Genomic DNA, 14,841 nt, shown 5'->3' on the forward strand with positions numbered 1-14,841 from the left:
ACGCACCACGACCGGTACGTCCGCCCTTCAACCCGTCCTCAGCAGAGGCAGGGTTCGGTGCCGTAGCCGAGAGGGCCGATGTCGGAATCGTTCAGCGCTCCGGAGAAGGCGTGCACCTCGTCGACCACACCGCGCAGGTACTCGCCCCAGGCGCCGTCGACATGCCCCCGTCCCACTTGCAGCCCACCGCTGCTGTGCCACGCGCCGTGGAAGGACGCGGTCGCCTCGGAGTTCGTGTAGCCGTCCACGTAGAGCTTGATCTGGTCGGTCGCGTCGTCGTACACGACCGCCAGCCGTTGGCCCCGGCCCTCACCGCCGTCCGCGACGGCTTGCTTCCCGACGACGGTCTCCGCTGCCCCGGCCTCATCGGCGCTGGTCACGATCAACTGCCACGTGTGGCTCGTGGGGACGTAGCGCACCTTGAACGCGTCCGTGTTCTCGCCGCCCTGGGAGAGCACTGTCATCGGGTGGTCGGGATCGGTGTCCGCGAGGCGGACCACCACGCCGATGGTGAAGCTGTCGCCCGTGTCCACGACGGGCTGGTCCGTGGCCGCGTGCGCGGTTGTCCCGTCCAGAGCCAGATCTCCGTCGCCCACGAGCGGATAGTCGGTCACCGGGGTGCAGTCCGGGTTCACCGGGCAGTCGTCCTCCTCGGTGCGACGGATCGTCGCGCCGCCGGACAGCTTCAGCGGCGCGCCACCGTACAGTTCGGGGCTCACCCCGCCGTCCGCGTCCTCCAGGGACCAGTGCCCCTTCAGTTCGGGCTTGCGGGCACCCAGTTCCGCCACTTCGCCGGGGGTGACCACACGGTCGTGGACCCGTACGTCACCCACCTCGCCCTGCCAGCGGTCGCGGTATCCCGCGGCGCCGCGGGCCCGCCCGATCTGGAAGGCGCCCGTGGCCTCGGCCGGTGTCGCCTTCTGACGGGTACCGACCTCGTGGCCGTTCACATACAGCGCGGCGAGCCCCGTCTCACTGTCGTAGAGGCCGAAGACATGGGCCCACTCGCCCGCCTCGGGAGTGCCGCCGGAGACCTGCGCGCCGCCGATCCGGAAGGACCACACCGGCGTGGAGCCGTCACCGGGCCGCAGCCCGAGGGTGAAGCCCGGGGCCCCGTCGGCGTCCTGGCTCGCCACGGTCCGCACCCCGTCCGTGGCGGCAGGGCGCACCCAGCCGCCCACCGCGAACGTCCGCCGCGTGTCGGTCACGGCCGTGCCCGGGGACAGGAAGCCGTGTCCCGTGCCGTCCAGGCTCGCGGTGGCGGTCAGACCGGTACCGCCCGGGGCCGCCGCGCCGAAGGTCACGCCGGTGCCGGCGCGTGCGGCGGGACCCGTCTCGGCGGCGGCCGACTCCGTGCCCGCCGGATCGGCGAGATTCCAGTGGGCGACGGGCGCACGGCCCGCGACGACGAAGAAGGAGTGGTCCACGCGGCCGCTGATGCGGCCCGACCGGTCGACGGCCTGAACACTCAGCGTCTCCGGGCCCCTCTCCACCGGCAGGTACCGGATGTCGACCGGCCCACCGGGCACCTTCGGCGACGCGGTCGCGTAGGGACCGCCGATGTACGAGTAGCGGTACTCGACGACGTCGTCCGAGGCCGAGTCCACCGTGAAGGTGCCGTACTCCCCGACGCGCGCGGTCCAGCTGTCCTCGGGGAAGTCCGTCGAGGACACGACCGGCTTCTGCGGGCTCTCGTCGTCGTACACGAACTCACAGACGGAGCCGCCGTCCTCGGAGCTCCACGCGGAGGCCGCCTTGCCGTCGTTCGCGCGGACCCGCCACGACACGACGATGTTCGGCGGCACCTCGTCGGGCAGCTGCCAGTACTGCGAACTGCCCGACAGCGACATGTACGAGGTGTGGGTCCGGCGCTGCTCAGCGCCGTCGGCATCCGTCCACCACGCCTCGAACTCGCCCTGTACGAGGTTGGCCTCGGCGGGCTGGTTGTCGCCTTCGGGGTCGTGGAGCACGGCGGTCAGTCGTGGCGGTCCCGAGACGTACGGCCGCCCCTCCCCCGCCGCACACGCCTTCCCCCCGGTCCCCAGATCCTGGACGAGCGGCCGCAGCGGCGGCAGGTTGTCCGCCGCCAGGGCCGCCGACGGTGCCGCGACGACCGTCACTGTCGCCGAGCACACGACGGCCGCCCGTCTGAGTCTGCTCCAAGTCCTCTTACTACGTGGCATGTTGGCCCCTCCCCTGTCGTCCCGCTCTGCACACGGGTCGCAGGAGGTTAACAGCAGGCACTGACACGTGAGAGCACACGGCGACGGAGACGGGCGGGACGGAACCGGCCGGCGGCGCCGTACAACGCTTCGCCCCCGTCACACGTCTCCCCTGTGTACCTCTCCGTAGCCTGAGATCCCCCCACTGGACACCCGGGAGCCCCCGTGCGCCGCAGCATCGTCATCGCCCTGACCGTCACCGCAGCACTCACCGCCACGTCCGCCCTGACGGTCACGTCGGCCGCCGCCGCTCCCGTGCCGCCCCGCGCCCCCGTCACCGACTTCAACCACGACGGGTACGCGGACCTCGCGCTCGGCGCGCCGGGGAGCACGGTGGGCGGGAAGCAGGCCGCCGGGGCCGTCTCGGTCGTGTACGGGGGCAAGGGCGGGGCCGATGTAGCGCACGCCCTGTCGGTCACGCGGGCGTCGGCCGGGGTGCCGGGGGCGGCGACCGGCGGGGAGTACTTCGGGGAGCGGGTCGCCACCGGTGATCTCGACGGGGACGGGTTCACCGATCTCGTGGTCGGCACGGTGAACGGCTCGCACCCCGTGGTGCTGTGGGGGTCCGCGACGGGCCTGAGCGGTGCCGGGAGTGTCGGCCTGCCGGGCGGCTCCGGGCTCTTCTCCGTCGGCGACTTCGACGGGGACGGCCACCGCGACCTGGTCACCGACGACTACCCGCGCAGCGACGACCCGGACGACGACGACGCCGGGATGACCGTCTCGTACGGGCCCTTCGACCGGGCGACCGGGGCCGCCGCGCGCACCGACACCATCGTGACCGGCCAGACGTTCGGGCCGCACGACTTCGTCGTCGGAGACGTCACGGGTGACGGCGCCGACGACATCGTGACCAGTCACGGCTTCGAGGAGTCGGCGTACGGCAGCAAGTTCTGGAAGGGCGGGAAGGACGGTGTCGGCCACACCGCCACCGCCCTCACCTCCAGCCTCGCGGGGGCTGTCGCCGACGTGGACGGGGACGGGTACGGCGACCTCGTCGTGCACGACATCGGCGACAACTACGAGGACATCGCCTACGAGAAGGGCATCGTGCGGGTGCTGTACGGGTCCGCGGCCGGGCCCTCCACCACGCGGACGAAGACGATCACCCAGGAGACGAGCGGTGTGCCGGGCACCGGCGAGAGCGGCGACCAGTTCGGGACGGACATCGCCGCCGGTGACGTGAACGGCGACGGGTACGCCGACATCGCCGTCGGCGTGCCGGGCGAGGCCATCGGGACGGTCGCGGACGCGGGCGCCGTGGTCCTCCTCAAGGGCGGCAGGGCCGGACTGAGCGGCACCGGGGCGCAGGCCTTCCACCAGTCGACGGCGGGGGTGCCCGGCGCGAGCGAGAAGGGCGACGCGTTCGGGCTGCAGGTGCTGCTGTCCGACGTCGACGGTGACGGCCGCGCCGATCTGACCGCCGCCGCGCCGCTGGAGGACGGGACGTACCGGGACTCGGGCGCCGCCTGGGTGCTGCGCGGCGCGACGGGCGGTCTCACCGTCGAGGGCATCACGTCGTTCGGGCCCGACACGGTCAAGGTGCCTGAGAGCGACGCCCAGTTGGGCAGGGACCTGGGACGCTGACGCCCCGGCCCCGGTCCCAGCCGGGGTCAGTCCCCGAGCACCGGCAGCAGCTCCGGCAGGTGCCCGTCGGACGCGGCGGCGGCCCGCACCCGCTCCTCCGGGACGGCCCCGTACAGCGTCGTGCGGGGTTTCGCCGGGCGGCCCGCCGCCTCCGCGACGGCCACCAGGTCCTTGACCGACTTGTAGGAGCCGTACGAGGAGCCCGCCATCCGGGAGATGGTCTCCTCCATCAGCGTGCCGCCGAGGTCGTTGGCGCCGGATCGCAGCATCTCGGCGGCGCCCTCCGTGCCCAGCTTCACCCAGCTGGTCTGGATGTTGGGGATGTGCGGGTGGAGGAGGATCCGGGCCATCGCCGTGACCGCCCGGTTGTCGCGGGTGGTCGGGCCGGGGCGGGCGATGCCCGCCAGGTAGACCGGGGCGTTCGTGTGGATGAAGGGCAGCGTCACGAACTCCGTGAAGCCGCCCGTCTCCTGCTGGATCCCGGCGAGGGTCCGCAGGTGGCCGAGCCAGTGGCGGGGCTGGTCCACATGCCCGTACATCATGGTCGAGCTCGACCGGATGCCCAGCTCGTGCGCCGTCTTGATGACCTCGATCCAGGTCGCCGTGGGCAGCTTGCCCTTGGTGAGGATCCAGCGGACCTCGTCGTCGAGGATCTCGGCGGCCGTGCCGGGGATCGAGTCGAGGCCCGCCTCCTTGGCGGCGGTCAGCCACTCGCGGACGGACATCCCGGTGCGGGTCGCGCCGTTCACGACCTCCATCGGGGAGAAGGCGTGGACGTGCATGCCGGGCACCCGCTCCTTCACCGCCTTCGCGATGTCGAAGTACGCGGTGCCGGGCAGGTCCGGGTGGATGCCGCCCTGCATGCAGACCTCGACCGCGCCCACGTCCCAGGCCTGCTGGGCGCGGTCGGCGACCTGGTCGAGGGAGAGGGTGTACGCGTCGGCGTCGGTGCGGCGCTGGGCGAACGCGCAGAAGCGGCAGCCGGTGTAGCAGACGTTCGTGAAGTTGATGTTCCTGGTGACGATGTACGTGACGTCGTCGCCGTTCACCGTCGTGCGGATATCGTCCGCGATCCGGCAGAGGGCGTCCAGCGCCGGACCGTCCGCGTGCAGCAGCGCCAGGGCCTGGTCGTCGGTGAGCCGGGTGGGGTCGTCGGCCGCGACCGCCAGCGCCTCCCGTACGTCCGCGTCGATCCGCGACGGCACCATGCCGGGAGCGGCCTGCTCGCGCAGTGCCTCCCAGTCGCCGTACACGACGTCGAAGTCCTCGCGGCGGTCGCCGGTGCGGCCCTCGGTGTCGATGGTGCGGTGCAGGTCGGTGCGGCCCGAAGCGGCGACGTAGCCCTCGTCGGGCTCCTGCCAGGGGCGGCCCACGACGGGCGCGTCGGCGACGGCGAGGCCCGTGGCCGGGTCGGCGAGGGCGCGTACGTGGGGCAGCAGGCGCGGGTCGAGCCAGGGTTCGCCGCGCGTGACGAACTCCGGGTACACACACAGCCGTTCGCGCAGCTCGAAGCCCGCGTCCCGGGACCGCGCGGCCAGCTCGTCCAGCTGCGGCCAGGGCTTCTCGGGGTTGACGTGGTCGATGGTCACCGGGGACACACCGCCCCAGTCGTCGATGCCGGCGCCGATGAGGCGCTTGTACTCGCCGTCGACCAGGTTCGGCGGGGCCTGGAGATTGCCCGAGGGGCCCATGATGTGCCGGGCGACGGCGACGGTGGCGACGAGGTCGTCGAGCTCGGCGTCGGGCATGCCGCGCATCGCCGTGTCCGGCTTGGCGCGGAAGTTCTGGATGATGAGTTCCTGGACGCCGTGGTACGAGCGGGCGACGCGGCGCAGCGCGAACAGCGACTCGGCGCGCTCCTCGTACGTCTCGCCGATCCCGATGAGCAGCCCGCTGGTGAACGGGACGGACGAGCGGCCGGCGTCCTCAAGGACCCGCAGCCGCACGGCCGGTTCCTTGTCCGGGGAGCCGTAGTGCGGCATGCCGGGCTCGGACCACAGGCGCTCGGCGGTGGTCTCCAGCATCATGCCCATGCTGGGCGCGACGGGCTTGAGCCGCTGGAAGTCGGTCCAGGACAGCACCCCGGGGTTGAGGTGCGGGAGCAGGCCCGTCTCCTCCAGGATGCGGATCGATATGGCGCGTACGTAGGCGATGGTGTCGTCGTAGCCGTGCGCGTCGAGCCACTCGCGGGCCTCGGGCCAGCGGTCCTCGGGCTTGTCGCCGAGGGTGATCAGGGCTTCCTTGCAGCCGAGTTCGGCGCCCTTGCGCGCGATGTCGAGGACCTCGTCCGGTGACATGAACATCCCGTGCCCGGCGCGCCGCAGCTTGCCGGGGACGGTGACGAACGTGCAGTAGTGGCACTTGTCGCGGCACAGCCGGGTGAGCGGGACGAAGACGCTCTTGGAGTACGTGATGACGCCCGGCCGTCCGGCGGCGTCTAGGCCCGCGTCGCGCACCCGGGCCGCGGAGGCCGTGAGGTCCGCCAGGTCGTCGCCGCGCGCCTGGAGCAGGACGGCGGCCTCGGTGACGTCGAGGGCGACACCGTTGCCGGCCCGTTTGAGCGCGCGGCGCATCGCGTTGGCGGTGGGTCGTTCTGCCTGCGTCTGGGGTACGGCGTCCGGATCACTCATGACGCGAGCATACGAGCGGATCCGGCACGGTTCGAGGGCGCCCGGACGCCCCGCACCGATCGCCCCCGGAGTCTCATAGGTACTGGTCGTAGTCGTCGAGGACCTTGAGGACCGTCGTCTCGTCGCCCGGCGGCAGTTGCAGCACGACCTCCTCGACGCCCTGGTCCGCGTAGTGCGCGAGCTTGCCGGGTGTCGGCAGGACCGCGTACGGCACGACCTGGAGGCCGCCCGGGTCGCGGCCCGCCGCCGCCCAGGCCGTGCGCAGTCCGGGCAGGGTGCTGCTGAGGCCGCCGCCCCCGATGGGCATCCAGCCGTCGGAGTACGCGCAGATGTGGTCGAAGAGCTTCGGGCCCGCGGCGCCGCCGACGAGGATGCGGGGCGCGCCGTCGCGCACCGGCTTGGGGAAGGCGAGACTGGCGCGCACGGACTGCCCGAACTCGCCTTCGTGGACGGTCGGTTCGGCCGCCCACAGGGCGCGCATCAGCGCGATCCGCTCCCGGGTCAGCTCTCTGCGGGTGCGCCACTCGACGCCGTGGTCGGCGGCCTCCTCCTTGTTCCAGCCGAAGCCGACGCCGAGCGTGAAGCGGCCGCCGGAGAGGTGGTCGAGCGTGGCGATCTGCTTGGCGAGGGCGATCGGGTCGTGCTCGACGACGAGGGTGATGCCGGTGCCGAGGGCGATCCGTTCGGTGACGGCGGCGGCCTGGCCGAGGGCGACGAACGGGTCGAGGGTGCGGGTGTACTCCCGGGGCAGGTCCCCGCCGTTGGGGTACGGGGTGGTGCGCTCGGCGGGGATGTGGGTGTGCTCGGGCAGGTAGAGGCCCGCGAAGCCGCGCTGTTCGAGTTCGCGCGCGAGGCGCACGGGGGTGATGGTCTCGTCGGTCAGGAAGATCGTGGTCGAGATCCGCATGCGGCATTCCTATCTGCGGGGGTTCCAGGAGTCCATGCCCGCGTCTACGCTCACCCGGGTTGTGCACCACGGGGGCCACCGGGGGGTTCGTCATGCTTGTTCGCTCACGTCCCACGACCGTGCTGCTGTTGCTGGGCGCGCTGCTTCTCGGCGGCGTACCGGCGGCGGCGTCCGCGCACCCTGCCGCGGCATCGACGGCATCCGTCGCCACCGGCCGGCAGGCGCCCGTGGCACCGCACCGGCCGGCCGCGAAACCGGCCAAGAAGGTCCCGGAGTCGGGCACGGTCTCGAAGAGCAGGAAGAAGAGGAAGAAGAAGGGCGGGTCGCTCGGGTTCCTCGGCTGGATCCTGATCGTGGTGATCGTGATCGTCGTGCTGCTCGTCGCCGGCCTGTTCCGCAGGCGGAACCGGTCGTAGCCGCCCGTAATCCGCCGCTCCCCTTCCCTTGGAGGGAAGTTCACGGCTCAATGCCAGGGTCGCACCTGTCACACCCGACACCCTGGGGAGCCGCGATATGTGCAAGGACGACACGCACGGGCAGGAACACGGCATCGGCAGACGAGCGTTGCTCGCGACCGGGGCCGCGGGCGCGCTTACGCTCACCACCATGAGCTTCGCCAGCGCCGCCGAGGGCTCGCAGTCCAGCAGGACGCTCAAGGGCACCCTGCCGCCGGGCGCCCCCGACTTCGTGTACCTGCCGGTGGAGGTGCCGCGCGGGGTCCGTGAGATCCACGTCGCGTACACGTACACGAAGGCGACGGTCCCGGCGGGCACGCAGAACAACGCCCTCGACATCGGCCTGTTCGACGAGCGCGGCACGGCGCTCGGCGGCAAGGGCTTCCGCGGCTGGTCGGGCGGCGCCCGCACGGAGTTCTTCGTGCGCGCGGACGACGCGACGCCCGGCTACATCCCGGGCCCGGTCCGCGCCGGCACCTGGCACGTCGCGCTCGGCCCGTACACGGTGGCGCCCGAGGGCCTGCCGTACGAGGTCACGGTGACGCTGACGCACGGCGCTCCGGGCGAGACCCCGGCCCGCACGTACCCGCCCACCCGGGCCCGCGGCCGGGGCCGCGCCTGGTACCGGGGCGACTGCCATCTGCACAGCTGGTACTCGGACGGGAAGCGCACCCCGGCCGAGATCGGCGCGCTGGCCCGCGCGGCCGGACTGGACTTCATCAACACGTCCGACCACAACACCCATTCCGCGCAGGCCCACTGGGCGGACGTGGCGGGCGACGACCTGCTGGTGATGCTCGGCGAGGAGGTCACCACGCGCAACGGCCACGTACTGGCGCTGGGCACCGAGCCCGACACGTTCATCGACTGGCGCTACCGGGCGCGCGACAACCGCTGGGCGAAGTACGCGCAGGAGATCCGCCGGGCGGGCGGTCTGGTCGTCCCCGCGCACCCGCACGCGACGTGCATCGGCTGCGGCTGGAAGTTCGGCTTCGGCGAGGCGGACGCGGTGGAGGTGTGGAACGGCCCGTACACCCCGGACGACGAGATCTCGCTGGCCGACTGGGACAACACCCTCGTCTCCTATGCCCGTTCGGGCCGCCGCTCGGGCTGGATCCCGGCAATGGGCAACAGCGACGCGCACCGCGACCCGGACCGTGTCGGCGGCCCCCAGACGGTGGTGCTGGCCGACGACCTGTCCCGCGACGCCATCCAGGCGGGCATCCGGGCGGGCCGCTCCTACGTCGCCGAGTCCAAGGACGTCGAGGTCTCCTTCTCTGCGGCCGGCGGCAAGGGCGGGCTGGCGGGCATCGGCGAGCGCCTCCCGGTCGGCCCCGACACCCCGGTCACGGTGACCCTTGAGGTCAAGGGCGCCCCCGGCTGCACGCTCCATCTCGTCACGGACGAGGGCACCCTGTTCACGTCCCCGGCGCTGCCGGACTCCGGCGCGGGCTCGGCGAGTTGGCGCACGACACCGTCCTACGCGGCCTATGTCCGGGCGGAGGTCCGGCACGCGCCGACGGTCCCGGGGCTGCCCGGGGCGCTGGCGGCGTTCACGAATCCGGTGTTCCTGGGGGCGGGCGCGTAGCCTGGCGACCCCGTTCCCGCAGCGAGAAGGACCAGGCATGACGACGCAGGGCCCCGCCGACGACACGGCGACCGGATACATCCGCTTCCAGTCGCCGCACCGGAACGGGCGGGGCCAGTTCACCGGCCTGTTCGGGCTGGTCAACAACCTGGCCCGGGAGGGACGGCTCACGGCCGAGCAGGAGTCCTTCCGGCGCGCGGGCAACGACTGGTACGACGCCGCGTACACGGACCCCTCCACCGTCGACCCCACGGTCTACGACCAGGAGGTCAACCCGGGCGCCGCGGCCTGGTTCAAGCCGTCGGCCACGCATCTGCTCGACCGGGTCCCCGGCTATCTGGAGATCCTGGCCGCGCACGGCGTGGACTGCGATCTGGTGCGCTCGGCCGATCCGGGCCGGGTGGTCTACGAGGACGAGGTGCAGATCGTCGTGGTGCCGCGTCCCGCGTAGGGCTACTCGGCGACGACCAGCACCGCCGTGTCCCGGTCGAGGACCTCGCCGCGGAAGAACGCCGGGCTGCGCCGCCCCATCACCAGCATGATCACGACGCCGACGAGCAGCAGCCCCACGCCGATCACGAACACCGAGCCGATGCCGAACACCGAGGAGCCGCTGCCGTAGGCCGGGTTCCACATGTCGACGAGCGTCTTGACGAAGACGGCCGCCAGGAGGACCCCGCCGAGCAGCGGGAACAGCCCCTTGAAGGCGAAGTCCCGGACGGAGCGGGTGAGCTCGGCGCGGAAGTACCAGGCGCAGGCGAACGCCGTGAGCGCGTAGTAGAAGCAGATCATGAGGCCGAGCGCGTAGATCGTGTCGACGAGGACGTGCTCGGAGACCAGCGTCATGACCGTGTAGAAGACGGCCGTGGCGACGCCCGCGGTGACCGTGGCGCGGCCGGGGGTCCTGAAGCGCGGGTGGACGCGGGCGTAGGAGGCGGGGAGCGCCTCGTACGTCGACATGGCGAGCACCGTGCGGGCGACCGGGATGAAGGTCGTCTGGAGGCTGGCGGCGGCCGAGGCGAGGACCGCGAGGAACAGCAGGATGCCGAGGGTGGGGCCCATGACCGGGCCGGCGAGCGCGGCGAACACGTTGTCGGAGGTCTCCGGGTTCGCGAGGCCGAGGCCCTGGTCGCCGGAGCCGACGATCATCTGCGCGGCGACGCCCGTGGCCAGGTACGAGCCGACCAGCACGACCATCGCGATGAGCGCGGCGCGGCCGGGCGTCCGGTCGCTGCCGATGGTCTCCTCGTTGGCGGTGAGGCAGGTGTCCCAGCCCCAGTACATGAAGATCGACAGGGACAGGCCGGCGGTGAACGCGCCGAACGACTGCACCGCGAACGGGTTCAGCCACGACCAGGAGAACGGCGTCGACGTCGGGAAGTCCACGGACCCCGGGCCCGCCTTGGCCACGGCCAGCACGACGAAGACGGCGAGCACCACCAGCTGGAGTCCGACCAGCGTGTACTGCACGCCCTTCGTCGCGGTCATGCCGCGGTAGCTGATCGCCGTGGCCGCCGCGATGAGCACGAGGCAGGTGACGATGTGGACGGCCTTGTTGCCGTCGAGCGCGGCGACGGAGTCGCTGCCCGTGATCTCCCCGGCGAGCAGCCAGAAGTACGAGGTGGCGACCCCGGCGAGGTTCGACAGCACGATGATCGTGGCGATCACCAGGCCCCAGCCGCACATCCAGCCCACGCGCGGCCCGAAGGCCTTCACGGTCCAGGTGAACGAGGTGCCGCAGTCCGGCATCACCTTGTTGAGCTCGCGGTACGCGAAGGCGACGAGCAGCATCGGCAGGAAGCCCGCGAGGAACACGGCGGGCATCTGGAGGCCGACCTCGCCGGCCGTGGAGCCGAGCGTGGAGGTCAGGCAGTAGACGGGCGCGACCGTGGAGACGCCGATGACGGCGCTGCCGAGCAGCCCGACGGAGTTCCCGCCCAGGCCCTTGCCTCCCCCGTCGGGGGTGTCTGCGGCCCGCCCCGTCGAGGGCCGTGCGTCCAGCTGAGTCATGAACAGGACGTTAAATCCTGCGGTTTCCACATCTGGCGGGATTCATCAGGACTTCGCCACTTAATGATCCATGGGCAATTCGGGCAGCCGCTTTCGACTTCCCCAGAAGAATGCCGATTACATCCATGCATTGCAAGGCGATCGGCCCGGCGTCCGATATTCGGTAATCGCAGCCGGGTCCGATTTGACCTGGTTCCAAATTTTCCCGTGCAGGTTTCGTGGACTTCGTCACCCGGGCCAGACGATCGACTGGAGCTCGCTGTACGCGTGCAGCGCGTACGAGCCGACGTCCCGGCCCACCCCGCTCTTCTTGAACCCGCCGAACGGCGCCTCCATGTTCCGCCCGACGGTGTTCACGCCGACGCCGCCGGCCCGCAGCCGTCGCGCGACCCGGAAGGCGCGGGCGACGTCGCCGGACCACACGTAGTCGATGAGCCCGTAGTCGGAGTCGTTGGCGAGGGCGACGGCCTCGTCCTCGTCCCCGTCGAAGGGCACCACGGCGACCACCGGACCGAAGATCTCCTCGCGCACGACGCGCATGTCGTTGGTGCAGTCGGCGAGGAGGGTCGGCGCCACGTAGAACCCCTTCTCGAACGCCGGCCGCTCGCCGCCCGCGACGACGGTGGCCCCTTCCTTCCGGCCCAGCTCCACGTACGACTCGACCCGGTCGCGGTGCGCGGCGGAGATGACGGGTCCGACGACGGTCCCCTGCGCCCGCGGATCGCCGACCTTCATGAAGCCGATGTACGCGGTGAGCTTCTCGACGAACGCGTCGTGGACGGACCGGTGCACGATCACCCGCGTCGGCGCCGTGCAGATCTGCCCGCTGTAGAAGGCGTACGTCGTCCCGATCCCCGCCACGGCCGAGTCGAGGTCGGCGTCGCCGAAGACGACGGCGGCGCCCTTCCCGCCCAGCTCCATCAGCTGCCGTTTCATGGACCGCCCGCACACCTCGCCGATGCGCTGCCCGACGGACGTCGACCCGGTGAAGCTGACCATGTCGACGTCCGGTGAGTCGACGGCGGCCTCGCCCACGTCGACGCGGGCCCCGCTGACGACGTTCACCACCCCGGGCGGCGCCCCCGCCTCCTCCAGTGCGGCCGCCATCCGGTACACGGAGAGCGGGTCCTGCGGCGCGGGCTTCACGACGACGGTGTTGCCCATGGCGAGGGCCGGGGCGACCTTGCCGGCCGGGTTGGCCCAGGGGTTGTTGTACGAGGTGATGCAGGTGACGACCCCGACGGGCTGGCGGACGGCCAGCGCGCCCAGCACACCCGCCTTGCCCATCGGCCCGGCCTCGTTGATCTGCGGCGGCAGCCCTTCCTCCACGGGCTCCAGGGCCCCCCGGGCGTACCGCCGGAAGCGGGCGACACCGACGGCGACCTGCATGCCGCGGGCGGTGCCGCTGGTGGCGCCGCTCTCGGCCTGCGCCAGCTCCGCGTTCGCGGCGAAGTCCCGCTGCATGAGGTCCGCGGCCCGGTCGAGGACCGCGGCGCGCTCCCGCGGTGTCGTCCGCGACCATCCCTCGAAGGCGTCGCGGGCGGCGCGCGCGGCGTCGTGCACCTGCTGCCGGGACGCCTCGGGCGCCAGGCCGACGACGTCCTCGCTCGCCGGGTCGACGACCTCGTAGTGACCGCCGTCCGGCTCGATCCACTCGCCGCCGACGAACAGTTTCCGGGAGCCGCTCACCGGGTGCTCACCGTCCGTGTGTCCTGGCCGGAGCGGAGCACCTTGCCGGGCACCGCGCCGCTGACCACGTCGCCGCGGATGGCCTCGACCCCGTTGACCCAGACGGCCTCGATGCCGATGGCCTTCGAGTCCAGGCGCGGGCTGTCGCCCGGCAGGTCGTGCACGAGCGTGGCCTTCCCGGCGTCGATCGTCTCCGGGTCGAACAGCACGAGGTCGGCGTGCCAGCCCTCGCGGACCCGCCCCCGCTCACGCAGCCCGAACAGCTGGGCGGGGTCGTCGGTCAGCATCTTCACGGCCGCCTCCAGCCCCATGAGGCCGCGCCCGCGCAGACAGTCGCCGAGGAACCGCGTCGTGTACGGCGCCCCGCACATCCGGTCCAGGTGGGCGCCCGCGTCGGAGCCGCCGAGCATGACGTCCTCGTGCTGCCAGGTCTCGGCGCGCAGCGCCCAGGAGTCCGGGTCGTTGTCGGTCGGCATCGGCCACAGGACCGTGCGCAGCCGGTCGTTGGCGCAGATCTCGACGAGGCACTCGAAGGGCTCCTGTCCGCGCTCGGCGGCGATGTCCCGCACGACGCGGCCGGTGAGCCCCTCGTTCGCCTCCGAGTAGGTGTCCCCGATGACGTAGCGCCCGAAGTTCGCGAGCCGCCGGAAGACGCCGGCCTCCTTGCTGTCGGCGCGGCGCAGCATCTCGGCGCGCACGTCCGGGTCCCGCAGCTTCGCGATCCGCTCGTCGACGGGCAGCCCGAGGACGTCGCCCCAGCCGGGGATCAGGTTGAGCGCGCAGAACGTGCCGAGCGACATGTTCATCGGCGTCAGGATGGGCATCGTCAGGGCGACGATCCGGCCGCCCGCCTTCCGCGCCCGCTCGCTCGCCGTGAGCTGCCGGGGCACCCGCTCGGGCACGGCGGCGTCGACGGTCAGCACGTTCCAGTTCAGCGGCCGCCCGGCGGCGGAGCTCATCTCCACGAACAGGTCGATCTCGTCGTCGCTGAACTGGTCGAGGCAGCCGGCGACGATGGCCTCGATCTGGGTGCCCTCGTGCTCCCCGACCGCCTTGCTGAGCGCGATGAGTTCGGCGGGCTGCGCGTGCCGCGAGGCGACGGGCTCGCCGTCCCCGTCCGAGTGCGTGGACGACTGGGTGGTGGAGAGCCCCCAGGCCCCTGCCTCCATGGCTTCGTGGAACAGGCCGAGCATGGCCTCCAGTTGCTCCGGCGACGGCTGCCCGCCGACGGCGTCCGCCCCCATCACGTACCGGCGCAGCGCGCAGTGCCCCACCATGAAGCCCGCGTTGACGGCGATCCGCCCGTCCAGGGCGTCGAGGTACTCCGCGAACGAGTTCCAGGTCCAGGGCGCCCCTTCCTCCAGCGCGACCAGCGACATCCCCTCGACCTTGGACATCATCCGCCGCGTGTAGTCGGCGTCCTCGGGCCGCTCCGGGTTCAGCGGGGCGAGCGTGAAGCCGCAGTTGCCGCCGGCGACGGTGGTCACCCCGTGGTTGAGCGAGGGGGTCGCGTACGGGTCCCAGAACAGCTGGGCGTCGTAGTGCGTGTGCGGATCGACGAACCCGGGCGCGAGCACGAGCCCCGAGGCGTCCTCGCTGGTCCGGGCCTCTTCGGTGACGGCACCGGCCTCGGCGACGACGGCGATCCGGCCGTCCCGGATCCCGACGTCGGCGACGAAGGCGGGGGCACCGGTCCCGTCGACGACGGTGGCGCCCGTGATGAGGTGATCGAGCATGAAGGTGAACCCCCAGA

Annotated in this window: 10 protein-coding genes; 4 read left to right on the forward strand and 6 right to left on the reverse strand. The window is 72.1% G+C overall.

Features of this window, described 5'->3' with window-relative positions; translation table 11 throughout:
- Positions 1–38 precede the first annotated feature (38 nt).
- Positions 39–2,183: a LamG-like jellyroll fold domain-containing protein gene (locus ACQUQD_RS17975; protein ID WP_428953111.1), complete on the reverse strand. Its 2,145-nt coding sequence runs from the start codon at positions 2,181–2,183 to the stop codon at positions 39–41.
- Between the two features lie 204 nt (positions 2,184–2,387).
- Here ACQUQD_RS17975 and ACQUQD_RS17980 point away from each other — a divergent pair, with 204 nt between their 5' ends.
- Positions 2,388–3,809: an FG-GAP and VCBS repeat-containing protein gene (locus ACQUQD_RS17980; protein WP_428953112.1), complete on the forward strand. Its 1,422-nt coding sequence runs from the start codon at positions 2,388–2,390 to the stop codon at positions 3,807–3,809.
- Between the two features lie 26 nt (positions 3,810–3,835).
- On the opposite strand, the gene ACQUQD_RS17985 is transcribed toward ACQUQD_RS17980, so the two are convergent.
- Both ACQUQD_RS17985 and ACQUQD_RS17990 read right to left on the reverse strand, forming a co-directional pair.
- Positions 3,836–6,439, reverse strand: coding sequence for a bifunctional FO biosynthesis protein CofGH (locus ACQUQD_RS17985; RefSeq protein ID WP_428953113.1), 2,604 nt, complete (start codon positions 6,437–6,439; stop codon positions 3,836–3,838).
- A gap of 73 nt (positions 6,440–6,512) precedes the next feature.
- Positions 6,513–7,346, reverse strand: a complete 834-nt coding sequence (locus ACQUQD_RS17990) for an LLM class F420-dependent oxidoreductase (protein ID WP_428953114.1) — start codon at positions 7,344–7,346, stop codon at positions 6,513–6,515.
- Between the two features lie 92 nt (positions 7,347–7,438).
- Here ACQUQD_RS17990 and ACQUQD_RS17995 point away from each other — a divergent pair, with 92 nt between their 5' ends.
- The 3 genes from ACQUQD_RS17995 (at position 7,439) to ACQUQD_RS18005 (ending at position 9,840) form a co-directional block, all read left to right on the forward strand.
- Positions 7,439–7,762 carry a hypothetical protein gene (locus ACQUQD_RS17995; protein WP_428953115.1) on the forward strand — a complete coding sequence of 108 codons (324 nt, stop codon included), beginning with the start codon at positions 7,439–7,441 and terminating at the stop codon, positions 7,760–7,762.
- 97 nt (positions 7,763–7,859) lie between these two features.
- Complete coding sequence (locus ACQUQD_RS18000; protein WP_428953116.1) at positions 7,860–9,389, forward strand: CehA/McbA family metallohydrolase; 1,530 nt, start codon at positions 7,860–7,862, stop codon at positions 9,387–9,389.
- Positions 9,390–9,426: 37 nt separating this feature from the next.
- Positions 9,427–9,840, forward strand: coding sequence for a hypothetical protein (locus ACQUQD_RS18005; protein ID WP_428953117.1), 414 nt, complete (start codon positions 9,427–9,429; stop codon positions 9,838–9,840).
- Positions 9,841–9,842: 2 nt separating this feature from the next.
- Here the strand turns inward: ACQUQD_RS18005 and ACQUQD_RS18010 are convergent, their stop codons facing one another.
- From ACQUQD_RS18010 to ACQUQD_RS18020, 3 genes are all read right to left on the reverse strand, one after another.
- Positions 9,843–11,399, reverse strand: coding sequence for an APC family permease (locus ACQUQD_RS18010; protein ID WP_428953118.1), 1,557 nt, complete (start codon positions 11,397–11,399; stop codon positions 9,843–9,845).
- A 228-nt stretch (positions 11,400–11,627) separates the two neighbouring features.
- Positions 11,628–13,088 carry an aldehyde dehydrogenase family protein gene (locus tag ACQUQD_RS18015; protein ID WP_428953119.1) on the reverse strand — a complete coding sequence of 487 codons (1,461 nt, stop codon included), beginning with the start codon at positions 13,086–13,088 and terminating at the stop codon, positions 11,628–11,630.
- Positions 13,085–14,824 (reverse strand): N-acyl-D-amino-acid deacylase family protein, encoded by a 1,740-nt coding sequence (locus ACQUQD_RS18020; protein WP_428953120.1) that lies wholly within the window; start codon positions 14,822–14,824, stop codon positions 13,085–13,087. Before ACQUQD_RS18020 ends, ACQUQD_RS18015 begins: the two co-directional genes overlap by 4 nt.
- Positions 14,825–14,841 lie beyond the last annotated feature (17 nt).

This window comes from Streptomyces sp. cg35, assembly GCF_050410835.1.
Lineage (GTDB): Bacteria > Actinomycetota > Actinomycetes > Streptomycetales > Streptomycetaceae > Streptomyces.